Origin of the sequence: Pseudomonas sp. PDM15, assembly GCF_014851565.1 — a bacterium.
Classification (GTDB): Bacteria; Pseudomonadota; Gammaproteobacteria; order Pseudomonadales; family Pseudomonadaceae; genus Aquipseudomonas.
Genome location: NZ_JACVAA010000006.1, coordinates 220,809 through 245,122 on the forward strand (window position 1 = coordinate 220,809; position 24,314 = coordinate 245,122).

25 protein-coding genes are annotated in these 24,314 nt (G+C 66.3%); 15 read left to right on the forward strand and 10 right to left on the reverse strand.

What is annotated here, in order from left to right; translation table 11 throughout:
* Positions 1-106 precede the first annotated feature (106 nt).
* The 6 genes from ftsY (at position 107) to IB232_RS17770 (ending at position 5,625) form a co-directional block, all read left to right on the forward strand.
* A complete protein-coding gene (ftsY, locus tag IB232_RS17745) occupies positions 107-1,534 on the forward strand; it encodes a signal recognition particle-docking protein FtsY (protein WP_192399910.1) in 1,428 nt (475 codons plus the stop codon).
* Positions 1,531-2,199 carry a cell division ATP-binding protein FtsE gene (ftsE, locus tag IB232_RS17750; RefSeq protein ID WP_192399911.1) on the forward strand — a complete coding sequence of 223 codons (669 nt, stop codon included), beginning with the start codon at positions 1,531-1,533 and terminating at the stop codon, positions 2,197-2,199. Before ftsY ends, ftsE begins: the two co-directional genes overlap by 4 nt.
* Positions 2,199-3,209: a permease-like cell division protein FtsX gene (ftsX, locus tag IB232_RS17755; protein WP_192399912.1), complete on the forward strand. Its 1,011-nt coding sequence runs from the start codon at positions 2,199-2,201 to the stop codon at positions 3,207-3,209. The genes ftsE and ftsX overlap by 1 nt, the downstream gene beginning before the upstream one ends.
* A 115-nt stretch (positions 3,210-3,324) precedes the next feature.
* Entirely contained in the window at positions 3,325-4,179 is an 855-nt protein-coding gene (gene rpoH / locus IB232_RS17760; protein ID WP_192399913.1) for an RNA polymerase sigma factor RpoH, read from the forward strand.
* A gap of 59 nt (positions 4,180-4,238) precedes the next feature.
* Complete coding sequence (locus IB232_RS17765) at positions 4,239-4,841, forward strand: hypothetical protein (RefSeq protein WP_192399914.1); 603 nt, start codon at positions 4,239-4,241, stop codon at positions 4,839-4,841.
* Between the two features lie 91 nt (positions 4,842-4,932).
* Complete coding sequence (locus tag IB232_RS17770) at positions 4,933-5,625, forward strand: lysoplasmalogenase (RefSeq protein WP_192399915.1); 693 nt, start codon at positions 4,933-4,935, stop codon at positions 5,623-5,625.
* Here the strand turns inward: IB232_RS17770 and mtgA are convergent.
* Positions 5,561-6,304 carry a monofunctional biosynthetic peptidoglycan transglycosylase gene (gene mtgA, locus IB232_RS17775; RefSeq protein WP_192399916.1) on the reverse strand — a complete coding sequence of 248 codons (744 nt, stop codon included), beginning with the start codon at positions 6,302-6,304 and terminating at the stop codon, positions 5,561-5,563. The genes IB232_RS17770 and mtgA overlap by 65 nt on opposite strands.
* Before the next feature lie 65 nt (positions 6,305-6,369).
* Between mtgA and IB232_RS17780 the strand changes: the two genes are divergently transcribed.
* The 5 genes from IB232_RS17780 (at position 6,370) to IB232_RS17800 (ending at position 10,085) form a co-directional block, all read left to right on the forward strand.
* Positions 6,370-6,747 carry a DUF423 domain-containing protein gene (locus IB232_RS17780; RefSeq protein WP_192399917.1) on the forward strand — a complete coding sequence of 126 codons (378 nt, stop codon included), beginning with the start codon at positions 6,370-6,372 and terminating at the stop codon, positions 6,745-6,747.
* A gap of 79 nt (positions 6,748-6,826) precedes the next feature.
* Positions 6,827-7,027, forward strand: a complete 201-nt coding sequence (gene thiS / locus IB232_RS17785; protein WP_192399918.1) for a sulfur carrier protein ThiS — start codon at positions 6,827-6,829, stop codon at positions 7,025-7,027.
* A gap of 17 nt (positions 7,028-7,044) precedes the next feature.
* Entirely contained in the window at positions 7,045-7,836 is a 792-nt protein-coding gene (locus IB232_RS17790) for a thiazole synthase (RefSeq protein ID WP_192399919.1), read from the forward strand.
* A gap of 75 nt (positions 7,837-7,911) precedes the next feature.
* Positions 7,912-8,583, forward strand: coding sequence for a tRNA (guanosine(46)-N7)-methyltransferase TrmB (gene trmB, locus IB232_RS17795; protein WP_225592411.1), 672 nt, complete (start codon positions 7,912-7,914; stop codon positions 8,581-8,583).
* A 158-nt stretch (positions 8,584-8,741) separates the two neighbouring features.
* Entirely contained in the window at positions 8,742-10,085 is a 1,344-nt protein-coding gene (locus tag IB232_RS17800; RefSeq protein WP_225592412.1) for a DUF1329 domain-containing protein, read from the forward strand.
* Between the two features lie 65 nt (positions 10,086-10,150).
* Here IB232_RS17800 and IB232_RS17805 read toward each other — a convergent pair whose 3' ends face one another.
* Both IB232_RS17805 and yrfG read right to left on the reverse strand, forming a co-directional pair.
* Complete coding sequence (locus tag IB232_RS17805; RefSeq protein WP_192399922.1) at positions 10,151-10,627, reverse strand: hypothetical protein; 477 nt, start codon at positions 10,625-10,627, stop codon at positions 10,151-10,153.
* Between the two features lie 153 nt (positions 10,628-10,780).
* The gene (yrfG, locus tag IB232_RS17810; RefSeq protein WP_192399923.1) at positions 10,781-11,455 is read right to left on the reverse strand and encodes a GMP/IMP nucleotidase; all 675 of its coding nucleotides are present in this window, start codon (positions 11,453-11,455) and stop codon (positions 10,781-10,783) included.
* A gap of 92 nt (positions 11,456-11,547) precedes the next feature.
* On the opposite strand from yrfG, the gene nudE reads away from it, so the two are divergent.
* The 3 genes from nudE (at position 11,548) to IB232_RS17825 (ending at position 13,466) form a co-directional block, all read left to right on the forward strand.
* Positions 11,548-12,114, forward strand: a complete 567-nt coding sequence (nudE, locus tag IB232_RS17815) for an ADP compounds hydrolase NudE (RefSeq protein ID WP_192399924.1) — start codon at positions 11,548-11,550, stop codon at positions 12,112-12,114.
* On the forward strand, positions 12,111-12,932 hold the full coding sequence (gene cysQ, locus IB232_RS17820) for a 3'(2'),5'-bisphosphate nucleotidase CysQ (protein ID WP_192399925.1): 822 nt from the start codon (positions 12,111-12,113) through the stop codon (positions 12,930-12,932). The genes nudE and cysQ overlap by 4 nt, the downstream gene beginning before the upstream one ends.
* A gap of 84 nt (positions 12,933-13,016) precedes the next feature.
* Positions 13,017-13,466, forward strand: a complete 450-nt coding sequence (locus IB232_RS17825) for a thioesterase domain-containing protein (protein WP_192399926.1) — start codon at positions 13,017-13,019, stop codon at positions 13,464-13,466.
* Between the two features lie 25 nt (positions 13,467-13,491).
* Here the strand turns inward: IB232_RS17825 and IB232_RS17830 are convergent, their stop codons facing one another.
* The 5 genes from IB232_RS17830 to arcD form a co-directional block, all read right to left on the reverse strand.
* Positions 13,492-15,375 carry a beta-ketoacyl synthase gene (locus IB232_RS17830; RefSeq protein WP_192399927.1) on the reverse strand — a complete coding sequence of 628 codons (1,884 nt, stop codon included), beginning with the start codon at positions 15,373-15,375 and terminating at the stop codon, positions 13,492-13,494.
* A gap of 274 nt (positions 15,376-15,649) precedes the next feature.
* Positions 15,650-16,576 (reverse strand): carbamate kinase, encoded by a 927-nt coding sequence (gene arcC, locus IB232_RS17835; protein WP_192399928.1) that lies wholly within the window; start codon positions 16,574-16,576, stop codon positions 15,650-15,652.
* Between the two features lie 57 nt (positions 16,577-16,633).
* On the reverse strand, positions 16,634-17,644 hold the full coding sequence (locus tag IB232_RS17840; RefSeq protein WP_192399929.1) for an ornithine carbamoyltransferase: 1,011 nt from the start codon (positions 17,642-17,644) through the stop codon (positions 16,634-16,636).
* A gap of 65 nt (positions 17,645-17,709) precedes the next feature.
* Positions 17,710-18,960, reverse strand: a complete 1,251-nt coding sequence (gene arcA / locus IB232_RS17845; protein WP_192399930.1) for an arginine deiminase — start codon at positions 18,958-18,960, stop codon at positions 17,710-17,712.
* A 15-nt stretch (positions 18,961-18,975) separates the two neighbouring features.
* A complete protein-coding gene (gene arcD, locus IB232_RS17850; protein ID WP_192399931.1) occupies positions 18,976-20,403 on the reverse strand; it encodes an arginine-ornithine antiporter in 1,428 nt (475 codons plus the stop codon).
* 347 nt (positions 20,404-20,750) lie between these two features.
* On the opposite strand from arcD, the gene IB232_RS17855 reads away from it, so the two are divergent.
* Positions 20,751-21,128: a DUF5064 family protein gene (locus IB232_RS17855; protein WP_192399932.1), complete on the forward strand. Its 378-nt coding sequence runs from the start codon at positions 20,751-20,753 to the stop codon at positions 21,126-21,128.
* Here IB232_RS17855 and IB232_RS17860 read toward each other — a convergent pair.
* Together IB232_RS17860 and IB232_RS17865 are read right to left on the reverse strand one after the other, a co-directional pair.
* On the reverse strand, positions 21,125-22,486 hold the full coding sequence (locus tag IB232_RS17860) for a sigma-54-dependent transcriptional regulator (RefSeq protein WP_192399933.1): 1,362 nt from the start codon (positions 22,484-22,486) through the stop codon (positions 21,125-21,127). The genes IB232_RS17855 and IB232_RS17860 overlap by 4 nt on opposite strands.
* Entirely contained in the window at positions 22,483-24,288 is a 1,806-nt protein-coding gene (locus IB232_RS17865; RefSeq protein ID WP_192399934.1) for a sensor histidine kinase, read from the reverse strand. Before IB232_RS17865 ends, IB232_RS17860 begins: the two co-directional genes overlap by 4 nt.
* Positions 24,289-24,314: the final 26 nt, after the last annotated feature.

Genomic DNA, 24,314 nt, shown 5'->3' on the forward strand with positions numbered 1-24,314 from the left:
CGGCCCGGCCGATCGTACCGCCGGCGGGCGAAGAGGTGCTAGGATACCGCATCCTTTTCCGGGGCGGCGCGGCGATCCGTGCGGCTCCCCTGAGATCAAGCGACCCATGTTTGGTTCCCAAGACGACAAGCCATCGCCGGAGCAACCCGGCGAGAAGAAATCCCTGTTTGGCTGGCTGCGCAAGAAGCCGGAAGCTCCGGGCGCTGCCGAGCAGCCTCAACCCGCGCCAGCGGCTGAGCTGAGCACTGCTCCGGTCGAGCCCGCGACTGCCGCAAACCCTGCACCGCTAGGCGAGACCAGCGCCGAGCCCATCGTGGTGGCGCCCGCCGCAGAGCCGGTTGTCGAACCCGTGCCCGAGCCTGTTGCTGCCGCACCTGAGCCGGTGCCCGCACCGGTAGTCGTGCAGCCGCCGATCGAGCACCTGCCCGTGGTCGAGGCCGCGCCGCTGGCCGAAGAGCCCAAGCCAGCTTTCTCGCGCTTCCGCATCAATGCCGGCAGCGAAGTCACCCATCCGGTCCACGAAGCGCCCGTCGAACCCGCGCCGCAGCCAGAGCCGATTGCCGCGCCCGCCGTGGTCGAGCAGAGCAAGCCCGGCGACAACCAGGGCGGCTGGTTCGCCCGCCTCAAGCAGGGCCTGTCGAAGACCAGCGCCAGCCTGGGCGAGGGCATGGCCAGCCTGTTCCTCGGCAAGAAGGCCATCGACGACGACCTGCTCGACGAGCTGGAAACCCGCCTGCTGATGGCCGATGTTGGCGTCGAGGCCACCAGTACCATCATTGGCAGCCTGACCAAGCGCGTGGCGCGCAAGGAGCTGGCCGACAGCGGCGCGCTGTACAAGGCGCTGCAGGAAGAGCTGGGCGGCCTGCTCAAGCCGGTCGAGCAGCCACTGGTCATTAATGCCGAGAAGCAGCCCTACGTGATCCTGGTGGTCGGCGTGAACGGCGTTGGCAAGACCACCACCATCGGCAAGCTGGCCAAGAAGCTGCAGGGCGAGGGCAAGAAGGTCATGCTCGCCGCCGGCGACACCTTCCGCGCCGCGGCCGTCGAGCAGCTGCAGGTGTGGGGCGAGCGCAACCAGATTGCGGTGATCGCCCAGCACACCGGCGCCGATTCCGCCTCGGTGATCTTCGATGCGGTGCAGGCCGCCAAGGCCCGTGGCGTCGACGTGCTGATCGCCGACACCGCCGGGCGTCTGCACACCAAGGACAACCTGATGGAGGAGCTGAAGAAGGTCCGTCGGGTCATTGGCAAGCTGGACGAGACCGCGCCCCACGAAGTGCTGCTGGTGCTGGATGCCGGCACCGGGCAGAACGCGATCAACCAGACTAAGCAGTTCAACCAGGCCGTGGCCCTCACCGGGCTGGCGCTGACCAAGCTGGATGGCACTGCCAAGGGCGGGGTGATCTTCGCCCTGGCCAAGCAGTTCGGCCTGCCGATCCGCTATATAGGCGTCGGCGAGGGTATCGACGATCTGCGCACCTTCGTCGCCGCGGACTTCGTCCAGGCACTCTTTGCTGAGAAGGAAAAGGGATGATTCGATTCGAGCAGGTCGGCAAGCGGTATCCCAACGGCCATGTCGGGTTGCACGAACTGAGCTTTGGCGTGCGCCGCGGCGAGTTCCTCTTCGTCACCGGCCACTCCGGTGCGGGCAAGTCCACCCTGCTACGCCTGCTGCTGGCGATGGAGCGGCCGACCACCGGCAAGCTGTTGCTGGCCGGCCAGGACCTGTCGCAGATCACCACCGCGCAGATTCCTTTCCTGCGTCGGCAGATCGGCGTGGTGTTCCAGAACCACCAGCTGCTGTTCGATCGCACGGTGTTCGACAATGTCGCCCTGCCGCTGCAGATCCTCGGACTGTCCAAGCCGGACATCGCCAAGCGGGTCAGCGCGGCGCTGGAGCGCGTATCGCTGTCGGACAAGGTCGAGCAGTTCCCAGCGGACCTTTCCACCGGCCAGCAGCAGCGTGTCGGCATCGCCCGCGCCGTGGTCCACCGTCCGGCCCTGCTGCTGGCGGACGAACCCACCGGTAACCTCGACCCGCGCCTGGCCGCCGAGATCATGGGTGTGTTCGAGGACATCAACCGCCTCGGTACCACCGTGCTGATCGCCAGTCACGATCTGGCCCTGATCGCCCGCATGCGCCATCGCATGCTGACCCTGCAACGTGGCCGCCTGATCGGCGATGGGGAGGCCGGCTGATGAGCGACAAGCAACGCAATATCAAGGCTGCCGAGCGCGTCGGCGCCGTGCAGAGCAAGGCCGACAAGCCGATCAAGCAGGGCCCGGACTTCTCCACCTTGTTCGCCGCCTGGGTCGAGAGCCACCGCGCCAGCCTGATCGACAGCCTTGGCCGCCTGGTCGGCCAGCCGATCGGCAGCTTCTTCACCTGCCTGGTGATGGCCGTGGCGCTGTCGCTGCCCATGGGCCTGGCCCTGCTGCTGGACAACGTCGAGCGCCTCGGCGGCTCCTGGCAGCAGGCCGCGCAGATTTCCCTGTACCTCAAGCAGGAGGCCGGTGACGACGCCGGCCTGCAGCTGCGCGAGGAGATCGCCGCCATGGCCGACGTGGCCGAAGCCGAATTCATCGGCCGCGAGGCGGGCCTGGCCGCGTTCGAGGAGCAGTCCGGCCTCGGCCAGGCCCTACGCGAACTGCCGGACAATCCGCTGCCCGCGGTGGTGGTGGTGACTCCGGACGAAATCGACAAGGCCGCGCTGGAAGCCCTGCGCCAGCGCCTGGCCGAGCTGCCCGGCGTCGACCAGGCGCAGCTCGACCTGCAGTGGGTGGAGCGCCTGACTGCCATCCTCGGCCTGGGTGACCGTTTCGTCTTCGGTCTGACCCTACTGTTGGTGATGGCGCTGCTGCTGGTGATCGGCAACACCATCCGTCTGCACATCGAGAACCGACGCAGCGAGATCGAGGTGATCAAGCTGGTTGGTGGCACCGACGGCTATGTGCGTCGCCCCTTCCTCTATATGGGGGCGCTGTATGGCCTGGGTGCCGGCCTGTTGGCCTGGGGTCTGCTGGCCTTCGGCCTGGACTGGCTGAACGAAGCGGTAGTGCGCCTGGCGGGGCTCTACGGCAGCGACTTCGCCCTGGGCGGGGTGCCGGCCGCCGATGGTCTGTCACTACTGTTGGGCGCGGTTTTCCTCGGCTATATTGGCGCCTGGCTGGCGGTGGCCCGCCATTTGAGCGAGCTCGCACCACGTTAGCAATTCATTGATTTCGATCATTTTCTGAGCAACTGTAAGGGAACTTTTCCACGGGTTCCCAGCTCAGAAAGGGCAGTGCTAGACTGCTCCCCGCTTTGTAATACCGGAGGTTTTAATGACCACTTCCCTGCAACCTGTTCATGCTCTGGTCCCAGGCGCCAACCTGGAGGCTTATGTGCATGCGGTGAACAGCATTCCGCTGTTGACCCCAGAGCAGGAGCGCGAGCTGGCCGAGAGTCTCTACTACGAGCAAGACCTGGAAGCCGCGCGCCAGATGGTTCTGGCCCACCTGCGCTTCGTCGTGCACATCGCCCGCAGCTATGCCGGCTATGGCCTGTCCCAGGCCGACCTGATCCAGGAAGGCAATGTCGGCCTGATGAAGGCGGTCAAGCGCTTCAACCCGGAAATGGGTGTGCGCCTGGTGTCCTTCGCCGTGCACTGGGTCAAGGCCGAGATCCACGAGTTCGTTCTGCGCAACTGGCGCATCGTCAAGGTCGCCACCACCAAGGCCCAGCGCAAGCTGTTCTTCAACCTGCGCAGCCAGAAGAAGCGTCTGGCCTGGCTGAGCAACGACGAAGTGCATGCGGTGGCCGAGAGCCTGGGCGTGGAGCCGCGCGAAGTGCGCGAGATGGAGAGCCGCCTATCCGGACAGGACATGGCCTTCGACCCGGCCGCGGAAGACGACGACGAGAGCGCGTTCAAGTCGCCGGCCAACTACCTGGAAGACCATCGCTACGACCCGGCCATGCAGCTCGAGGATGCCGACTGGAGCGACAGTTCCAGCGCCAGCCTGCACGAGGCGCTGGAAGGCCTGGATGAGCGCAGCCGCGACATTCTCTACCAGCGCTGGCTGGCCGAGGAGAAGGCGACCCTGCATGACCTGGCCGCCAAGTACAACGTCTCCGCCGAGCGTATTCGCCAGCTGGAGAAGAACGCCATGAACAAGCTGAAAGGCTCGATCCAGGCGTAAGCAGCACCACCTCGAAAAGCCGCACCCAGGTGCGGCTTTTTTCTGCCCGGAGCATTGTCATGAAGCGTCGTCCGCCCGCCCTGCTGTTCACCGTCGTGGCCCTGGCCAGCTGCCTGCTCGGCTACTGGTGGCTGGTGCCGCGCGAGGAAAAGGCGGAGCCGCTGCCCTGGCTCGGCGAGTGGCAGGCCGAGGTGCTGCAGCCGCTGGCCGAGGATAGCCTGACCCTGGGCCAGCTCGATGACCGCCTGCCCAAGGCCGAGCTGTGGCTGCAGCCGCGCCTGGATGGCCCGCGCCTGCTGCTGCGCGACGCGCAGGGCCTGGAGTCGGGTGCCTGGGTGCTGGAGGCGGAGTTGGCGCTCACCGCCGCCCAGCGCGACAGCCTGGCTACCGCCAGCGGCGTGAAACCCAACGATGCGGAGCAGCCGCAGTCGGCGCAGATGCAGGAGCAGCTGGCCGGGCAACGCATCGAGGCGCTCAACCTGCAGCCGCAGCAGGTCATATCCGCTGCCACGCTCAGCGCCAGCCTGGGTGCGCCACGTCTGCGCCTGCAGCTGCCGGAGGGCGAGGCCTGGATCTATCCGCAGCTGGGCCTGACCGCCCACCTCAAGGAGGAACGCCTGCAGCTGCTGCGCGTGGTGCCGCGCCGCCTGCTCAGCCATTGACGCCTGCGGCCGGCGCTTCTGGCGCTTGGGGTTTTGGCGGGAGCGGGGTTTGCCGGCAGGATCGGGACTCGTCTCGAACAGGGAGTCTCATATGACCGCCTTCCAGCGCCGTTGCTTTATCGCCGCCCTCGGTCTGGGCCTGCTCTACCTGCTGCTGTTGCCGCTCAAACCCTATCCGCTGGGCTGGCTGCTCAAGCCGCTGCCCATGCTGCTGTTCGCCGTGCTGGCCTGGCGGACATTCCCCGGTGCGGTCGGACGCTGGCTGGCGCTGGGCTACGGCGCGGCGGCGGCCGGGGATTTCTTCCTCGATTTCGGTGATCGCGACGGCCTGTTCATCCAGGCGCTGCTGGCCTTCCTGGTCAACCAGCTGGCCTTCATTGTGGCCTTCGGCCTGCTCGGGCGTGGCCAGCCATGGCGTTGGTGGCGCTCGGTGCCGGTCGTGCTGTATGCGGCAGCGATGTCGGCCTGGATGCTGCCGGCGGCCGGTGCCCTGCAGGTTCCGGTGGCGATCTACCTGAGCTGTCTGCTGGCCATGGCGATCCTGGCGGGGCGCGTCGAGGTCAGACCGGGGCCGCTGTGGCTGGGCGCGATGCTGTTCGTGGTGGCGGATTCGCTGATCGGGGTGAACAAGTTCGTCCAGCCCTTCCCCCATGCGGTGCTGGTGATCGTGACCTGCTACTTCAGCGGTCAGGCCCTGATCGCCTGGGGCTTGTTGCGGCTCAGAGCTTCGGCAACCACTGCGGCCACCACTGCGCCGGCGACAGAGGCGCGGACAGCTGGTTGAGGTAGTGGCTGCCGCCGAGCTGGTAGCTCTGCCGGCGGATCCAGCTGGCCCGGCGCTGCACATGCGGTCCCGGGCGGCCGGCGTTCCAGGCCCGTGGATTGGGCAGCACGGCGGCCAGCAGGCAGGCCTGCTGGCGTGACAGGTAGGGCGCGCCGACCCTGAAGTGGTGGCGTGCGGCCGCTTCGGCGCCGAACACGCCATCGCTCCATTCCACGCTGTTGAGGTACACCTCGAGGATGCGCTGCTTCGGCCAGAGCAGCTCGATCAGGCCGGTGAACCAGGCTTCCAGGGCCTTGCGCGGCCAGCTGCGGCCGGACCAGAGGAAGAGGTTCTTGGCCACCTGTTGGCTGATGGTGCTGGCGCCGCGCAGGTTGCCGCCATCGGCGTTGTGCTGCAGGGCCTGGCGGATGGCCGCGACGTCGAAGCCCCAGTGCTCGGCGAACTTCTGGTCCTCGGCAGCGATCACCGCGACCTTCAGGTCGTCCGGCAGCTCGCGCCAGGGCCGCCAGGTGCGCTGCAGGTCGATGGGTTCGCCGTCGACCCAGGACTGGATCTTGCGCTCGGCCATCAGCGCCGTGCCGGGCGGGTCGATCCAGCGCAAGGCCAGCACCACCAGCGCCGAGACGGCGGCGAACCACAGCAGCAATTTGGTCAGGCGGCGGAACAGGTTGCGCAGCATGGCTTGGCCCGGTCTGAGGGAGCGGCCATTATAGCGGCCGCATCGAGCCTGTCCGGGAGTCAATCATGTTACGAGTCTTTCTGCTGCTGGCGGCTCTAGCCGGCTTCACCGGCGTGGCACTGGGCGCCTTTGCCGCCCACGGGCTCAAGGGCCAGCTGAGCGCGGAGTACCTGGCGGTATTTCAGACCGGCGTGCATTACCAGTTGGTGCATGCCCTGGCGCTGTTCGGCGTGGCGCTGCTCGCCGAGCGCCTGCCGGGGCGTCTGCTGACCGCCGCCGGCAACCTTTTCGCCGTCGGCATCCTGCTGTTCTCCGGCAGCCTGTATGCCCTGACCCTGAGCGGCCTGGGCAAGCTCGGCATGATCACCCCGCTGGGTGGCCTGTGCTTCCTCGCCGGCTGGCTGTGCCTGGGCCTAGTGGCCTGGCGTGCCGTGCGGGCCTGACAGATGGCACGCGCGTACCTTGGTCGATCCGGTCGATCGGGCTAGAATGCCGACCCTTTCATGATCTGACCGCCCAGCCATGCATATCCAGTTGAACGGCCAACCCTTCGAGCTGCCCGACGGCGCCAGCGTCGCCGACCTGCTCGCGCGCCTGGATGCGACCGGCAAGCGGGTGGCGGTCGAACTCAATCTGGACATAGTGCCGCGCAGCCAGCACGGCGCCACCATCCTGCACGACGGCGACCAGCTGGAAGTCGTCCACGCCATCGGCGGCGGCTAGTCGCCCGAGGAACTGCCATGAGCGCCATCACCGACAAGCCTTTCACCCTGGCCGGCCGCACCTACGAGTCGCGCCTGCTGGTGGGCACCGGCAAGTACAAGGATCTCGAGGAAACCCGCCTGGCCATCGAGGCCTCGGGTGCCGAGATCGTCACCGTGGCGGTGCGCCGGACCAACATCGGGCAGAACCCGGGCGAGCTGAACCTGCTCGACGTGATCTCGCCGGACAAGTACACGATCCTCCCCAACACCGCCGGCTGCTTCAACGCCGAGGAAGCGGTGCGCACCTGCCGCCTGGCCCGCGAGCTGCTCGACGGCCACACGCTGGTCAAGCTGGAAGTGCTGGCCGACCAGAAGACCCTGTTCCCCAACGTGATCGAGACCATCAAGGCCGCCGAAGTGCTGGTCAAGGAAGGCTTCGACGTGATGGTGTACACCAGCGACGACCCGATCATCGCCCGCCAGCTGGCCGAGATGGGCTGCATCGCGGTGATGCCGCTGGCCGGCCTGATCGGCACCGGTCTGGGTATCTGCAACCCCTACAACCTGCGCATCATCCTCGAAGAGGCCACCGTGCCGGTGCTGGTCGATGCCGGCGTGGGCACCGCGTCCGACGCCACCATCGCCATGGAACTGGGCTGCGAGGCGGTGTTGATGAACAGCGCCATCGCTCACGCCCAGGACCCGATACTGATGGGCGCGGCGATGAAGCACGCGATCATCGCCGGGCGTATGGCCTACCTGGCCGGGCGCATGCCGAAGAAGCTGTATGCCAGTGCATCCTCGCCGCTGGACGGCCTGATCAAGTAAGCCACCTAAACAGGCTAAGAGAACTTCATGAGCGACATCATCGAGCCGGCGGACGAAGGCGCTGCCGAGCGGCCGCTGCGCGGCATCAAGAGTTTCGTCATGCGCTCCGGGCGCATGACCGAGGGCCAGCAGCGCGGCCTGGATCAGGGCTGGCCGAAATTCGGCCTGCAGCTGGAGGATGGCCTGCGTGATTTCGACCAGGTGTTTGGGCGCAGTGCGCCGCGTACCTTCGAGATCGGCTTCGGCATGGGCCACGCCACCCTGGAGATGGCTGCTGCCGCGCCGGAGCAGGACTTCATCGGCGTGGAAGTGCACAAGCCGGGCGTCGGCGCCCTGCTCAACGGCATGCTCACGCAGAACCTCTCCAACATCCGCGTGTACAGCTGCGACGCCCTGGAAGTGCTGCGTGACTGCGTGGCCGATGCCAGCCTCGATCGCGTCCTGCTGTTCTTCCCTGATCCCTGGCACAAGGCCCGCCACCACAAGCGCCGCATTGTCCAGGCGAGCTTCGCCGAACTGGTGCGCAGCAAGCTCAAGGTCGGCGGTGTGCTGCACATGGCCACCGATTGGCAGCCATATGCGGAACATATGTTGGAGGTAATGTCGCGGGCGCCGGGCTACCATAATGTGGCGGGGGGCGCCGGTTATGTGGAGCGGCCCAGCGAACGGCCGGTGACCAAGTTCGAAAAACGTGGCGAGCGCCTTGGCCACGGCGTGTGGGATCTCAAGTTCCAGCGCGACGCATAAGTACCCAAAGCCCCGCTGGAGGCGGAGCGACCATGACCGGGACCACCCGGCGCCAGGATGGCCACTGCCTCACCCAACGGCAATCTGCGAGCGCGACCTAGATCGGTCGCACGGATAAGAACAGCGGCGCTTGAGTGCGTCGCGAGGAGAAAGCTGTGCTGAGAACTATTGCAGTCCTGTCGCTGGCAGCCGCTGTCAGCCTGCCGGCGCAAGCCCGCGTCGATGCTGCCCAGGCCGCCCGTCTCGGGCAAGACCTGATGCCGCTGGGCGGGGAGCGCGCCGGCAATGCCGCGGGCACCATTCCGTCCTGGGAGGGTGGCGTCGCCACACCGCCGGCCAACTACCAGCCCGGCATGCACCACCCGGATCCCTTTGCCGCGGACAAGGAGCTGTACCGCGTCGACAAGAGCAACATCGCTCAGTACAAGGCGCTGCTGACCCCGGGCTACCAGAAGCTGCTGGAAACCAATCCGGACTACTTCCTGCGCGTGTTCCCGACCCGCCGCAGCGCCGCCTCGCCGCAGCGCATCTACGACGCGATCCGCTACAACGCAGCCAACGCCTCGCTGATCGCTGGCGGTAACGGCATCGAAGGCACCGCCGCAGGCATTCCCTTCCCGATCCCGCAGAACGGTCAGGAAGCGATCTGGAACCACATCGCCCGCTACCGCGGCGAGCAGACCCGGATGATCACCAACCATGCGGCGGTGCTCAAGGGCGGTGACTACGTACTGGTCAAGCGCGAGCGCGACATCCTGTTCGTCTACGGCCGCGAAGGCGTGACCCCGGCGGACCTGGACAACACCCTGTTCTTCTACAAGTACGTGGTGACCTCGCCGAGCAAGCTGGCAGGCTCCGCCCTGGTAGTGCAGGAGACCCTCGACCAGGTCCTGGCTATCCGCAAGGCCTGGCGCTTCAACCGTGGAGAGCGTCGCGTGCGTCGCCTGCCGATGCTGGCCTATGACGCCATGCAGCCGGACACCAACGGCATGGCCACCGCCGACGTGGTCGACGCCTACAACGGCGCGCCGGACCGCTACGACTGGACCCTGGTCGGCAAGCAGGAAATGCTGGTGCCATACAACAGCTATGCCGTGCACCAGAAGGGCATTCCCTACGAGAAAATCCTCCAGGAGAAGCACGTCAACCCCGAGCTGCTGCGCCACGAGCTGCACCGCGTATGGGTCGTCGACGCCAAGCTGCGCAAGGGCCATAGCCACCCGTACGCCGAGCGTCGCTTCTACATCGACGAGGACAGCTGGCAGATCCTCGCCGTCGACCTGTACAACAAGAGCGGCGAACTGGTCGGCCTGCAGGAAGCCCACCCGATCAGCTACTACGACGTACCGATGTTCCTCAGCACCCTGGAGACCATCTACGACTTCGCCGGCAGCCGCTACTTCGTCGACGGCCTGGACAACAACGAGCCGATGTACGACTTCAACGTGCAACTGAAGAAGAGCGACTTCACCGCCGCCGCCCTGCGCAGCGAAGGTATCTGATACCGCCCGGTTTCAGGCTCCGCAAAACACAAGGCCCGCATGATGCGGGCCTTGTCGTTTGTGGCTCAGTGGTGCTTCTTGTGCCACTTGTGCTTCTTGTGACCGAGGGCGCGGCCGGGGTGCCCGTCGTGATCATGGTAATGACCATCGCGGTAGCGGCGATCGTCGTGGTCATGGTCGTCATCGTCGTCTCCGCCGTAGGCATTGCCCAGCGCGCCGCCGGCACCGCCGCCGACCGCGGCGCCGATCACGCCGCCGGTGCTGCCGCCGACCTTGCTGCCAATCACCTGGCCGCCGGCCGCGCCGATACCTCCGCCGATGGCCGCCTCGGCGCGGGCGCCCTTGTCGGCACCTACCGCACTGCCGGCCGCGCCGCCGACACCGGCGCCGATGGTGGCGCCAGTGCTGCCACCGATCTGCTCACCGACCACGGTGCCCAGGGCGCCGCCCAGGGCGCCGCCGACGCCGGCCGAGGTGTTGCCGGCCAGAGCGGTGGCGCTGGCCAGGCCGAGAGAGAGCAGGAGCAGAGAGGAATACTTCATTAATTACGGACCTCCGTTGGGGAATGGTGCACATGCTGCCAGCGCCGCTTCGCTGGGCAAGTGGCATTTGGCGGCACTGCGAGCAGTGTCACGACCTGTGCAAAAAATGGCGCAGCCGACGAACCGCCCGGCTGCCGGGCGGTCGGCGGCGCTTCAGGCTGGCGGGGCGAGCTGGGCGCTGAGCTGGCGATAGTCCTCGACGGCGGCGAACTCCTCGGTGTCCTTGGCCGCGCCGCGGCTGTCCGGCTGGCGCACCGCGAGCAGGTGGGCGATGCCATAGCGTCCGGCACTGCGCAGGATCGGCAGGCTGTCGTCGATAAACAGGCTGCGCGCAGGCTCGAAGGGGAAGTCCTGCTGCAGGGCGAACCAGAACTGCTGGTCCTCCTTGGGAAAACCGTAGTCGTGGGAGCTGATCAGGCGGTCGAAGTAGGGCGCCAGCTCGATCTTCTCCAGCTTCAGCGACAGAGAATCGCGGTGCGCGTTGGTGATCAGCACCACTCGCTTGCCGGCTGCGCGCAGGGCGGCGAGGAAGGTGTCCGCCTCCGGGCGCAGCGCGATCAGGTGGGCCACCTCGCGCTTGAGGTCGCGTACCGAGAGGTTCAGCTCGCGGCTCCAGAAGTCGGTGCAGTACCAAGGCAGGGTGCCTGCGTGGGCGCGGAACAGCGGCAGCAGCTCGGCGTTGGCTGCTTCGCGACTGATGCCGTGCAGCTCGGCGTAGCGCAGCGGCAGGTGTTCCAGCCAGAAGTGATTGTCGAAATGCAGGTCTAGCAGGGTGCCGTCCATGTCGAGCAGGACGGTATCGATATCGGCCCAGGGCAGCTGATGCATGGCAAAGTCCGGAAACAGACGGGGAGCGAATATCCGGCGCGGATATTTCGAGGGAGCGGGGTATGATACCCGTTCGAATCAAGGAGCGAATGATGCGTGATAAACCCCAGGTGCTGGCCCGCGAGATAGTCGCCAGCAGCCGCCTGTTCCGCGTCGAAGAGCTGCAGCTGCGCTTCGCCAATGGCGTCGAGCGCACCTACGAACGCCTGGTGAGCAAGGGCGCCGGTTATGGCGCGGTGATGGTGGTGGCCATGCTCGATGCCGAGCACGCGGTGTTGGTCGAGGAATACTGTGCCGGCACCGACGACTACCAGCTGTCGCTGGCCAAGGGCCTGATCGAACCCGGTGAAGACGTGCTGGTGGCCGCCAACCGCGAGCTCAAGGAAGAGGCCGGCTTCGGTGCCGAGCGCCTGGAGCTGATCGCCGAGCTGAGCCTGTCACCCGGCTACATGAGCCAGAAGATCCAGGTGGTGCTGGCCCGCGACCTCTACGAAGAAAGCCTGCCGGGCGACGAGCCCGAGCCGCTGCGGGTGGACCAGGTCAGCCTGCGTGAGCTCAGCGCCCTGGCCCAGCATCCGCAATTCACCGAAGGCCGCGCCCTGGCCGCCCTCTATCTGGTCCGCGACCTGCTGACCCAACGTGGAGAATTCAAACCGTGAGTCATCCCTATCTGCCGGCGGTGATCGCCCTGGCGCAGCGCGCCGGCCAGGCCATCCTGCCGCACTGGCGCAACGACGTGGCCGTCACCGAGAAGGCCGACGCCTCGCCTGTCACCGCCGCCGACCTGGCCGCTCACGAGATTCTCGCCGCCGGTCTGCGCGAGCTGGCGCCGGAGATTCCGGTGCTGTCCGAAGAGGATGCCGGCATCGCCTTCGCCGAGCGCGCCGAGTGGCAGCGCTGGTGGCTGGTGGACCCGTTGGACGGGACCAAGGAGTTCATCTCCGGCAGTGAGGAGTTCACCGTCAATGTCGCGCTGATCGAGCGCGGCCGCGTGGTGTTCGGTGTGGTCGGCGTGCCGGCCAATGGTCGCTGCTACTTCGGCGGCGCCGGTCTGGGCGCCTGGCGCCAGGAGCCAGGTGGCGAGCCGCAGGCCATCGGCGTGCGCCTGGCGCCGGCCGAGGCCTTCACCCTGGTGGCCAGCAAGCGCCACTCCAGCCCGGCCCAGGAGCGCCTGCTGGCCGGTCTGGCCGAGCGCTTCGGCGACCTTCAACTGGCCAATATCGGCAGCTCGCTGAAGTTCTGCCTGCTGGCCGAAGGCAATGCCGACTGCTACCCGCGCCTGGCACCCACCTCGCAGTGGGACACGGCGGCGGCTCAGGGCGTGCTGGAGGGTGCCGGCGGCGAAGTGCTGGACCTCCAGGGCGAGGCGCTGACCTACGAGGCTCGCGAGAGCTACCTCAACCCGTCCTTCCTCGGCTTGCCGCAGGCCGCCGAGTGGCGCGCCGAGCTTGTCCAGCTGGCTCGCGCGCTGGATTGAGTCACTCGCAGGGTCTGCTGCGCTTCGGCTTGGCTGTGTGAATAGCAGGGCTCTAGCTCGCAGGCCATTGCATGAGTTCAGAATATGACTGATGACCGCGCCTATCTGGAGCAACTGCTGCACCAGGACATTCCCCTGACCCAAGCCCTCGGCCTGGGTGTACTGGGCTGGCAGGGTGGTGAGTTACGCCTGAGCCTGCCGCTGGCGGCCAACCTCAATCACAAGAGCAGCATGTTCGGCGGCAGCCTGTATTGCGGCACGGTGCTGGCCGGTTGGGGCTGGCTGCATCTGAGCCTGCGCGAGGTGGGGATCACGGACGGCCATATCGTCATCCAGCAGGGCCAGATCGACTATCCGCAGCCGGTGGTGAGCGATGCGATCGCCGTTTGTGCGGCGCCATCGCCGGCCGAGTGGGAGAAGTTCCTGGCCTTGTACCGGCGCCGCGGCCTGGCGCGCCTGAAGCTGCACAGCCGCATCCTCGCTGGCGACGTCGAGGCGGTGCGCTTCAGCGGACACTACGTGCTGCACCGCTGAAGTCCGCCCCGTTCGCAGCGGGCGCTTACAGCATGTCGCTGTAGCGCTCGTCCTTCCTGTACAGCAACGGCTGGGCGAAGCCCGGCACCTGGATGCCGTCGGCGCTGAATTGCAGCTGCTGGTCGTCGATCAGGTCGTGACCGAAGTTGTAGAGGATGTCGAACTGGCCGCGTAGCGCCCGCTGGTCGTAGGCGGCTGCGGTGGCGCGAGTCGTTTCGCGCTTGGCCTGCCAAGCGCTGAAGGCGGCTTCACCGTGGCGCTTGCGCAGCATGCGCTCGGCCACCTGTGGAGCGAGCAGCACGCCGGTGGCGTTGTTGCCGCCGAAGCCCTTGGAGTTGAGGAAGCACACTTCCATGCCTGCCACCTGGCGGTCGCGGACATCCAGGCTGATGTGCTGGCGGTGCACGTCGTCGGCCACCTGATCGATGGTCTTCAGCCCCGGCAGCAAGCCGTGACGGAAGGTGCCCAGGGCGGCGATCAGCTGGTCGCCGCTGGCTGGTGCCAGGGAATGGCCGACGAAGGCCTTCACCGCGGTCACCGGCCATTGCTCGATACCGAAGGCGGCAGCGACCCGATCCAGCAGTTCGGATTCGCTGACCCGGTTGGCCGGGGTGCTGGAGCCGTGGGCATGCACGAAGCTGCGGTTGCGCACGGCATCGATGCCGACCAGCTGGGCGGCGCTGGCCACGGCCTTGGCCACGGTCAGGTAGTTGCCGGGGCCGGGGGCGGAGATGGATTTCTTGAAGCCGTCGGCGTTGATGAACACATCCGGCACGGCGCCATGAATATCGGCGCCCAGCTCCAGGGCCAGCTCATCATCCATCAGCACGATGAACTGCGCCGACTCGGACAGGGTGAAACCGCAGTTGTCGCCGAACGGCCGGCTGGCGCGGCGGAAGTCCACCTCGTCGCGGCCCTCGATCTTGCGCAGGCCTTCCTCTGTGGCCAGGGCGCCCATGGCGCCGTAACCATCGATGAATTCCTGGGTGACCGGCGCCTCGCTGTTGCCCACCAGCACCACGCGCGCCTGGCCGTTGGCGATATGCTCGACGCCCTTCTGCAGGTTGTAGAGGAAGGTGGCGCAGGCGCCGGTAACGCTGCCGGTGGTGCCGACGCTGCCCAGCACATAGGCGTTGATGAAATCCGCCGGCATGCTGTTGAGGCCCAGTGGGCACTGCTTGGCGGTGACCCGGTTGCCCTTGAGGCGCGACTGCAGCATGCCGCCGAAGCCGTTGTCGTCCATCTGGCTCATGCCGCTGCCGGCGAACACGGCGACCTGGTCCGGCTGCACCTTGGCCAGGATGTCGGTCCAGGGCAGGCCGGTGGAGCGCAGCGCGTCGGTGGCGCCAACCACGGTCATCTGCAGGCCGCGTGGATGGAAGTGCGAGTGATACAGCTCGCCCGGCTCGAAGCCGGTGGGCAACTGGCCGGCGGACTTCACCGGCAGGGCGCGATAGCTGTCGACCTTGAACTCGCTGCTCTCCTGCAGGGTGACGCGCACCTGCTGCTCGTCCAGCTCTTCCACCTGCCAGCTGCTCGGCAGCGGCTCGGGCAGTTGCTTGCGCAGGGTGGTGAACTGGGCGGCGCTCACGGCGATGTTCTTCTGCCAGTGAGCAGCGTCCACGTCCAGGTGGCGTTTCTCGATGCGTCGTACCAGGGTGCCGGCGAGGATCTCGGCACCATGCCGGGCCTCGATCTCGGCCGGGCTCAGGGGCTGGCCATCGAGGCTGCGGAACTGGCCGTCGACTACCTGCACCAGCTTCATCATCACGGCCAGGCCGGCCAGGGTTTCCTGGCGACTGGCGGCATCCAGCGATTCCTGGACGATGCGGCGGAAGCCATGGTGGAACGAGCTTCTGCCCGCGGCGTTGTAGCCGCCGAAGCCGACGATGACGGGAAGACGAGACATCACACAGAACTCCTACAATCGACCTTCATGCCAGGCGGGGCGGGCGCGAAGTAGCGGGCGGATGCTCGGCGACAACAGCGCTCCCTGCCAGGCGGCATATGCCGGATGGCGACTCAAATGAATCGGGGGTATCGGGTTGACGCGGGGTCTGACCGGCAAGTCACGTTGCTGCTTGCTGGTCATCCGTACAGGCGTGCGGGTAACGGCGCGGCGAGTCGCAGGTGGAGGAGAGGTTGAGGAGCGGCAGGGGAGCCTGCCGCTGGGTTAACGCGGATCAGCGGTATTGCGTACTGGTGGCGCTGGTGCTGACGCGGGTGCCGGCGGTGCCTTTGACGATGGCCTCGATATCGGCCAGCGAGCCGATCACCGCGACCTTGCCGGTATTGCGGGCGAACTCGCAGGCGGCCTGGACCTTCGGTCCCATGGAGCCGGCGGCGAAGCCTAGACGCTCCAGTTCGTCCGGATGGGCCTCGGCGATGGCCTTCTGCGTCGGCTTGCCCCAGTCGATGTAGGTGGCATCGACGTCGGTGGCGATCACCAGTAGATCGCTATCCAGCTGCTCGGCCAGCAATGCCGAGCACAGGTCCTTGTCGATCACAGCCTCCACGCCCTTGAGCTTGCCATTGTCGTACATGGTCGGGATGCCACCGCCGCCGGCGCAGATCACCACCGAGCCTTTCTCCAGCAGCCACTTCACCGGGCGGATCTCGAAGATGCGCTGCGGCCGTGGGCTGGCCACCACGCGGCGGAACTTGTCGCCATCCGGGGCAATGCTCCAGCCCTTCTCGGCGGCCAGGCGCTCGGCGTCTTCCTTGCTGTAGACCGGGCCGATCGGCTTGGTCGGCGTTCTGAACGCCGGGTCACCGCTGTCCACTTCGACCTGGGTGAGAATGGTGGCGAAAGGCACTTCGAACGGCAGCAGGTTGCCCAGCTCCTGTTCGATCATGTAGCCGATCATGCCTTCGGTTTCGGCTCCGAGCACATCCAGCGGGTAGGGGTTGGCCGCGTCGTAGGCGTTGCCCTGCAGGGCCAGCAGGCCGACCTGCGGGCCGTTGCCGTGGGCGATCACCAGTTCGTTACCGGGCGCCACCTTGGCGATCTGTTCGCAAGCGATGCGCACATTGACGCGCTGGTTCTCCGCGGTCATGGCCTCGCCACGCCGCAGCAGGGCGTTGCCGCCCAGGGCGATGACTAGTCGCATGTTGATTCTCCTTGAGCTGCCGTGCGGGCCGGCATCGGTGCCGGCCCGCATCGGCGGTTAGACATCGGCCAGGGTTGAGACCAGGATCGCCTTGATGGTGTGCATGCGGTTTTCCGCCTGCTCGAAGGCAATGCACCAGGGCGATTCGAATACGTCGTCGGTCACTTCGATGCCATTCTTCAGATGCGGGTACTGCTCGGCGATCTGCTTGCCGACCTTGGTATCGCTGTTATGGAAGGCCGGCAGGCAGTGCATGAACTTCACCCGCGGGTTGCCGGCAGCCTTCATCAGCTCGGCGTTGACCTGGTAGGGCATCAGCTCCTTGATGCGCTCGGCCCAGGCTTCCACCGGTTCGCCCATGGACACCCAGACATCGGTGTGGACGAAGTCGACGCCCTTGACCGCGGCCTTGGCGTCTTCGGTGAGGGTGATGCGCGCACCGCTTTCCTCGGCGAACTTCTGGCACGCGGCGACATGCTCGTCGGTCGGCCACAGGGCCTTGGGTGCGGCGATGCGCACATCCATGCCGAGCTTGGCGCCGATCAGCAGCAGCGAGTTACCCATGTTGTTGCGCGCGTCGCCGAGGTAGGCGTAGCTGATCTCGTGCAGCGGCTTGTCGCTGTGCTCGCGCATGGTCAGCACGTCGGCGAGCATCTGGGTCGGGTGGTATTCGTCGGTCAGGCCGTTGAACACCGGCACGCCGGCGTACTTGGCCAGGTCCTCGACGATCTCCTGCTTGAAGCCGCGGTACTCGATGGCGTCGTACATGCGGCCGAGCACGCGGGCGGTGTCCTTCATGCTCTCCTTGTGGCCGATCTGCGAGGAACCTGGATCGATGTAGGTGACGTTGGCGCCCTGGTCATAGGCGGCGACCTCGAAGGCGCAGCGGGTGCGGGTGGAGGTCTTCTCGAAGATCAGCGCGATGTTCTTGCGCAGCAGGTGAGGCTGCTCGGTGCCGGTGTACTTGGCGCGCTTGAGGTCGCGGGACAGGTCCAGCAGGTAGCGCAGCTCGCGAGTGCTGTGGTGCATCAGGCTGAGCAGGTTGCGGTTGTGCATGTTGAAAGCCATGGTTCTTTCTCCTCGTGGGTATGGGAAACCGCGCCCGGCGGCGGATGGCCGCCGGGGTGGCTTGATCAGTAGTCGATCGGATCGCGGATGATCGGGCAGGTCATGCAGTGACCACCGCCGCGGCCGCGGCCAAGTTCGCTGGCGCTGATGGTGACAACCTCGACCCCGGCCTTGCGCAGCAGGGTGTTGGTGTAGGTGTTACGGTCATAGCCGACCACCACGCCAGGTTCCAGGCAGACCACGTTGTTGCCGTCGTCCCACTGCTCACGCTCGGCCTCGAAGCTGTCGCCGCCGGTTTCCACCACGCGCAGTTTCTTCAGGTTGAGGGATTCGGCGACCACGTCGAGGAACGACTTGTCCTCGCGGCGTACGTCGATGCCGCCTGGCTTGCTCTCGTCCGGGCGTAGTACGAACGGCACGATCTGGTAGGCGACTTCCGGGAAGACGGTGACCAGGTCGCGGTCGCAGAAGCTGAACACGGTGTCCAGGTGCATGGCCGCGCGCGACTTGCCGAGGCCGGCGACTACCACCCGTTCGGCGGCGCCGGCCTTGAACAGGGCCTGGGCCACCTGGCCGATGGCCTGGTGCGAGGAACGCTCGCCCATGCCGATCAGCACGGTGCCGTTACCGATCGGCATCACGTCGCCGCCTTCCAGGGTCGCGGCGCCGTGGTCGACGTCCGGGTCGCCGTACCAGATCTGGAAGTCGGCATTCACGAAGTCCGGATGGAACTTGTAGATGGCGCTGGCCAGCAGGGTTTCCTGGCGGCGTGCCGGCCAGTACATCGGGTTGAGGGTGACGCCGCCGTAGATCCAGCAGGTGGTGTCGCGGGTGAACTGGGTGTTGGGCAGCGGCGGGAAGATGAAGCTGGACTCGCCGAGGTAGGCATTGAACATCTTCGCCACCTCGGAGCTCTTGTGCTTGGCCAGGTCGGCGCCCGATACGCCACCTATCAGGAACTCGGCAATCTTGCGTGCCTCAAGCCCCTCGATGAACGAGCGAACCTCGTTCTGCAGGCCGAGGCCGACACTGTTGGGGGTGAGCTTGCGGTCGAGGATCCAGGCCAGCGCGTCCTTGTTGCTGACAGTCTGCTCCAGCAGGTTGTGCATCTCCACCACGTCGATGCCGCGCTCGCGCATCTTGGTCATGAAGTCGAAGTGATCGCGCTTGGCCTGGCTGACCCAGATCACGTCGTCGAACAGTAGCTCGTCGCAGTTGTTGGGGGTCAGGCGCAGGTGGGCGAGACCGGGTGAGCAGACCATTACCTTGTGCAGCTTGCCGGCTTCGGAATGGACGCCGAGGGCTTTCTTGGACATATCGAACTCCTTCTCTTACAGACTCAGGAAACCGTCATACAGGCCGTAGGCGGCAATGACGGCGCCAATCAGCACGACGAGGAAAATGACCTTCTCGATGCCGGTGAAGATGGGTTGGCCCAGCTCGCGCTTGGCCTTGGCGAACAGGATGGCGCCAGGCGCATAGAGCAGGGCGGACAGCAGCAGGTACTGGATGCCGGCGGCATACACCAGCCAGACGGCGTAGAGGGTGGACACCAGGGCGATGAACAGGTCCTTGTTGCGTTCGCCGCCGGCGTTCTCGTAGGTCTCGCCGCGGAATGCCAGCAGCACCGCATAGGCGCTCGACCAGAAGTACGGCACCAGGATCATCGAGGTGGCCAGGTACAGCAGGCTGAGGTAGGTGGAGCTGTTGAACAGGGTGATGATGAGGAACAGCTGGATCAGCGCATTGGTCAGCCACAACGCGTTGACCGGCACCTGGTTGGCGTTCTCCTTGCGCAGGAACTCCGGCATGGTGTGGTCACGGGCGCTGGCGAAGAGGATCTCGGCGCACAGCAGGGTCCAGGACAGCAGGGCCCCGGCCAGGGAAACCAGCAGACCGATGCTGATCAGCTGGGCGCCCCAGGGGCCGACCACATGCTCCAGCACACCGGCCATCGACGGGTTCTTCAGCCCGGCCAGCTGGGCCTGGGCCAGGATGCCCTGGGACAGCACGTTGACCAGAACCAGCAGCAGGAGCACGCCTACGAAGCCGATCACCGTGGCCTTGCCCACGTCGCTGCGTTTCTCGGCGCGGGCGGAGAAGATGCTGGCGCCCTCGATGCCGATGAACACCCAGACGGTAACCAGCATCATCTTGCGCACCTGGTCCATCACGCTGCCGAGCTCGGTGTTACCGGCGCCCCAGAAGTCGCTGGTGAACACGTCCATCTTGAACGCGATGGCGGCAATCACGATGAACAGTGCCAGCGGTACCATCTTGGCAATGGTGGTGATGGTGTTGATGAAGGCGGCTTCCTTGATCCCACGCAGCACCAGGAAGTGCAGCAGCCAGAGCAGCACCGAGGCGCAGATCACCGCCGGCAGGGTGTTGCCCTCACCGAATACCGGGAAGAAATAACCGAGGGTGGAGAACAGCAGCACCATGTAGCTGACGTTGCCGATCCACGCGCTGATCCAGTAGCCCCAAGCCGAGGAGAAACCCATGTAGTCGCCGAAGCCGGCCTTGGCGTACGCATATACCCCGCCATCCAGGTTGGGCTTGCGGTTGGCCAGGGTCTGGAAGACGAAGGCCAGGGTCAGCATGCCGACCCCGGTGATCAGCCAGCCGATCAGGGTGGCGCCGGCGCTGGCGCTGTTGGCGATGTTCTGCGGTAGGGAGAAGATCCCGCCGCCGACCATGGAGCCGACCACCAGGGCAATCAACGCACCCAGGCGAAGTTTGTTTGCAGAGTCGGACATTTTGATATCTCCAATAGCGGAGTGGAGTTAGGAGCATTGGGCTCGCTACGGGAGAGTGGGGTATTGATCTCAATCAATAGCTCGCTATCCATTGCTCGGCAATACTGTCCCTGTCTTGCCAGAACTACTCAGGACATATCTTGGGTATAGCGAAGAAACCTCGTCTTAGACGGCCTCTACCCGTTCTGGTCGGGCATAGAGGAAACTAGTCGAACTTTTATCGCTTTCAAGTTTCAGCAAGATGTCTCTTATGCGTAATGGCAAGTTGCTTTCTGCTTATTCGAGATTAATTCGAGGCTAGTTACTTCGAATTCTTATAAGTTGACAGCAATGCCAAGGGGGTTGCGATGTTCCGCCCAGGACATGTCGAACTACGCCGCGAACCTGCACCCGGTGAGCCCGGCTTTCAGTTGAGCCTGGAATACCGGGTATGCCGCGATGAAGATGGCTGCCACGTCGATTTCGAGCTGGACGGCGATGTGGCCGGGCAACCAGTGCACGATGGCTTCAGCCTGCGTCGCGACGTGGCCTACAACTTCCTGCAGAGTGCCGGGCGCTGCCTGCGCCGGCGCGGCATCAAGCCGGCGCACCCGGCGCTGTTCGCCTTCCACGAGGATTACAACCGGGTATTCGCCGACCTGCGCCGCCAGCTACGTGCCGACCCTGGCGAGCCGGTAGACCTGGAGCGATTCTTGCTCGATCGCGGTGAAGCGATGCTGCACTAGTCTTCGTCGCCGTCCGAATCCAGGCCGTGCTTGCGCAGCTTGTCGTGCAGTGTCTTGCGCGGCAGGCCGAGGGCCTCGGCGAGGCTGCGCAGGGAGTTGTGTCCCTTGGCCATCTCGGCGGCGATCAGCGCGCGCTCGTAAGCTTCGACCCGCTCACCGAGGCTCTGCTCGCTGGCTTCGGCCAGCGCCCCTCCACCCGGAAGATCCAGGCCGATATCCAGCCCCATGGCGAAGCGCTCGGCGGCGTTCTGCAGCTCGCGCACATTGCCCGGCCAGGCGTGGCTGAGCAGTTGCGCACGCTGCCCTGACTGCAGCTCGCGGATCGGCAGGCCGTGGCGCTGGGCGGCGGCCTCGGCATGGTGCTGGAACAGCAGCAGAATATCGGCGCCACGCTCGCGCAGCGGTGGAATGCGCAGCGGCGCCACGTTCAGCCGGTAATAGAGGTCGGCGCGGAAACGCCCCTGGTCGGCGGCCACGCGCAGGTCTTCCTTGGTTGCGGCGATCACGCGGATATCCAGGGGGACTAGCTGGTTGCCGCCGAGGCGCTCGACCACTCGCTCCTGCAGCAGGCGCAGGAGCTTGACCTGAATATCTGGGCTCATGCTCTCGATCTCGTCGAGGAACAGGGTGCCGCCGTTGGCGAATTCGAACTTGCCGATACGGCGTTTCTGCGCGCCAGTGAAGGCGCCGGGCTCGTGGCCGAACAGCTCGCTCTCCACCACCGACTCGGCCAGGGCGCCGGCGTTAATTGCCACGAACGGGCCCTTCTTGCGTGCGGAGAGGTCGTGCAGCGCACGCGCCACCACTTCCTTGCCGGCGCCGGTCTCGCCGAGGATCAGGACATCGGTGTGGATGGCCGCCAGTGCACCGACCTGCTCGCGCAGGCGCAGCATGGGGGCGGACTGGCCAATCAGGCGCGCGCCCAGCTCATTGCGGTCGGCCAAAGCCAGGCGCAGGCTGCGGTTCTCCAGCACCAGGCGGCGCAGCTCCAGGGCGCGGCGCACACCATCGAGCAGGGCCTCGCTGGCGAAAGGTTTTTCCAAGAAGTCGTAGGCGCCGGCGCGCATGGCCTGCACGGCCAGTGGCACGTCGCCGTGGCCGGTGATCAGCAGCACCGGTAGCTCGGCGTCCTGCTGGTGCAGTTGCTCCAGCAGTTGCAGGCCGTCGATGCCAGGCATGCGGATGTCGCTGACCACCACGCCCGGCCAGTCCGCGGCGATGCGCTCGGCCACGCCGCGGGCGTCGGCCAGGGTTTCCACGCGCAGGCCGGCCAGGTCGAGGGTTTGTGCCAGGGCCTGGCGCAGGTGCTCGTCGTCGTCGATCAGCAGAACCTGGGTGCGGGCGTCAATGGCGCTCATGAAAACTCCTCGGGCGGTTGCAAGTTGGCGCCGGGTGCGGCGCTGCGCAGCTGCAGGGTGACCAGCGCGCCGCCATCCGGGTGATTGGCCAGCAGCAGCTCGCCGCCCAGGGCCTGCATCAGCGTCTCGCAGATGGCCAGGCCGAGGCCGAGGCCCTGGGTGCTGGTCTTGGTGGTGAAGAAGGGCTCGCGCGCATGGGCCAGGGCCTGCTCGGAGAAGCCGGGACCATTGTCGCGCAGTAGCAGGTTGACGCCATTCCCGGTGAGTTCGGCACTTAGCCACAGGCGCCGTGGCGGAGCCTTTTCACTGAGCGCGTCGAGGGCGTTGGCCAGCAGGTTGCCGAGCACCTGGCGCAGGCGCGTCTCGCCGGCCTGCACCCACAGGGTGGCATCCGGCAGGTCGCGAATCAGCTCCACGTCCAGCGTCCGGCGACGCTTGGCCAGCAGGGCCAGTGCATCGTCCAGCGCCGGTTGCAGGGCCACGCTCTCCGGCGCATGCCTGTCGCGCCGGGCGAACGCGCGCAGGTGGGCGATGATCGAGGCCATGCGCCCGGTCAGTTCGCTGATCTGCTTGAGGTTGCCGCGCACATCGTCAGTGCGCTGATGGTCGAGCAATACGCCGGCGTTGTCGGCATAGCTGCGGATCGCCGCCAGAGGCTGGTTGAGCTCATGGCTGATGCTGGCGCTCATGGTGCCCAGCGCCGTCAGCTTGCCGGCCTGGACCAGCTCGTCCTGGGTGCGCAGCAGCTCCTGCTGGGCGTGCTCGCGTTCCAGCACCTCGTCCTTGAGGCGATTGTTCAGCGTCTCCAGGTCGCGGGTGCGCTCCAGCACGCGCATCTCCAGCTCGCGTTTGGCGCGGGCATCCAGGGCGATGCGCTCGATGTAGTGACGTCGGCGCTGCAGCAGCAGGCCCAGCATCAGCAGGCCCGCCAGCAGCGCTGCGCCACCCACGGCCAGGGTGGTGCGTACCTGGCGATCGACCAGCTGGCGCGGGGCGAGGATGCTGGCGGTCAGCCCGGTCTCCTGCAGCTCGCGGCTCTGGATCAGCCAGGCGCTGTCGTCCAGTTGCAGCGGCGTGGGCGCCTGGGTCGGGTAGGGCTGGTTGGCGGCGATGGCGGCGCGCTCGGCGTTGTCCAGCTCGCGGGTGGCACGGAAGCGCCAGTCGCTGCGCGAGGAGATGATCACCACGCCGTTGCTGTCGGTCACCATCAGCTGCTCCGGGGTGTTGCCCCACAGCGCCTCGGAGTCGTCCAGGTCGACCTTGACCACCAGAATTCCGATCACCCGCTCGCCGTCGCGCACCGGGCTGGAGAAGAAATAGCCGCGCTTGCGCGAGGTGGTGCCGAGACCGAAGAAGCGCCCCGGCTTGCCGGCCAGCGCCTCGCGAAAGTACGGACGATAGGTGAAGTCGCGGCCGACGAAGCTGTCCGCCTGGTCCCAGTTCGACGAGGTCAGGGTGATGCCCGCGGGGCTCATCAGGTAGATCACGTCAGCGCCGGTTTCCTCGCGCACCTGGGTCAGCAGGCGGTTGGCCCGCTCCTGCAGCGCCTTGTCGGTCGGCGCGGCGAGCAATGAGCGCAGTGGCGGCAGGTCGGCGAGGATATTCGGCAGCACCTCGTAGCGGCGCAGCGTGCCGAACAGGTTGGCGACATACAGGTCGAAGGTCTGGCGATTCTGCTCGAGCAGCTCGCCGCGGTAATAGCGCTCAGCGAAGAACTGCAGCGGCCACAGCAGCGGAGCCAGTAGCAGGGCCAACAGAGCCAGGCTGCGCCAGCGTGGGCGATAGACGCTTGCTGGGTTCATATTCTATGCCCCCCTCGTTGAGCGCT

What these genes read in the sequence shown, in the direction of transcription:
- ftsY (WP_192399910.1), top strand. Translation starts at nt 107, where the DNA reads ATGTTTGGTTCCCAAGACGACAAGCCATCGCCGGAGCAACCCGGCGAG.
- ftsE (WP_192399911.1), top strand. Translation starts at nt 1,531, where the DNA reads ATGATTCGATTCGAGCAGGTCGGCAAGCGGTATCCCAACGGCCATGTC.
- ftsX (WP_192399912.1), top strand. Translation starts at nt 2,199, where the DNA reads ATGAGCGACAAGCAACGCAATATCAAGGCTGCCGAGCGCGTCGGCGCC.
- rpoH (WP_192399913.1), top strand. Translation starts at nt 3,325, where the DNA reads ATGACCACTTCCCTGCAACCTGTTCATGCTCTGGTCCCAGGCGCCAAC.
- IB232_RS17765 (WP_192399914.1), top strand. Translation starts at nt 4,239, where the DNA reads ATGAAGCGTCGTCCGCCCGCCCTGCTGTTCACCGTCGTGGCCCTGGCC.
- IB232_RS17770 (WP_192399915.1), top strand. Translation starts at nt 4,933, where the DNA reads ATGACCGCCTTCCAGCGCCGTTGCTTTATCGCCGCCCTCGGTCTGGGC.
- mtgA (WP_192399916.1), bottom strand. Translation starts at nt 6,304, where the DNA reads ATGCTGCGCAACCTGTTCCGCCGCCTGACCAAATTGCTGCTGTGGTTC.
- IB232_RS17780 (WP_192399917.1), top strand. Translation starts at nt 6,370, where the DNA reads ATGTTACGAGTCTTTCTGCTGCTGGCGGCTCTAGCCGGCTTCACCGGC.
- thiS (WP_192399918.1), top strand. Translation starts at nt 6,827, where the DNA reads ATGCATATCCAGTTGAACGGCCAACCCTTCGAGCTGCCCGACGGCGCC.
- IB232_RS17790 (WP_192399919.1), top strand. Translation starts at nt 7,045, where the DNA reads ATGAGCGCCATCACCGACAAGCCTTTCACCCTGGCCGGCCGCACCTAC.
- IB232_RS17805 (WP_192399922.1), bottom strand. Translation starts at nt 10,627, where the DNA reads ATGAAGTATTCCTCTCTGCTCCTGCTCTCTCTCGGCCTGGCCAGCGCC.
- yrfG (WP_192399923.1), bottom strand. Translation starts at nt 11,455, where the DNA reads ATGCATCAGCTGCCCTGGGCCGATATCGATACCGTCCTGCTCGACATG.
- nudE (WP_192399924.1), top strand. Translation starts at nt 11,548, where the DNA reads ATGCGTGATAAACCCCAGGTGCTGGCCCGCGAGATAGTCGCCAGCAGC.
- IB232_RS17825 (WP_192399926.1), top strand. Translation starts at nt 13,017, where the DNA reads ATGACTGATGACCGCGCCTATCTGGAGCAACTGCTGCACCAGGACATT.
- IB232_RS17830 (WP_192399927.1), bottom strand. Translation starts at nt 15,375, where the DNA reads ATGTCTCGTCTTCCCGTCATCGTCGGCTTCGGCGGCTACAACGCCGCG.
- arcC (WP_192399928.1), bottom strand. Translation starts at nt 16,576, where the DNA reads ATGCGACTAGTCATCGCCCTGGGCGGCAACGCCCTGCTGCGGCGTGGC.
- IB232_RS17840 (WP_192399929.1), bottom strand. Translation starts at nt 17,644, where the DNA reads ATGGCTTTCAACATGCACAACCGCAACCTGCTCAGCCTGATGCACCAC.
- arcA (WP_192399930.1), bottom strand. Translation starts at nt 18,960, where the DNA reads ATGTCCAAGAAAGCCCTCGGCGTCCATTCCGAAGCCGGCAAGCTGCAC.
- arcD (WP_192399931.1), bottom strand. Translation starts at nt 20,403, where the DNA reads ATGTCCGACTCTGCAAACAAACTTCGCCTGGGTGCGTTGATTGCCCTG.
- IB232_RS17855 (WP_192399932.1), top strand. Translation starts at nt 20,751, where the DNA reads ATGTTCCGCCCAGGACATGTCGAACTACGCCGCGAACCTGCACCCGGT.
- IB232_RS17860 (WP_192399933.1), bottom strand. Translation starts at nt 22,486, where the DNA reads ATGAGCGCCATTGACGCCCGCACCCAGGTTCTGCTGATCGACGACGAC.
- IB232_RS17865 (WP_192399934.1), bottom strand. Translation starts at nt 24,288, where the DNA reads ATGAACCCAGCAAGCGTCTATCGCCCACGCTGGCGCAGCCTGGCTCTG.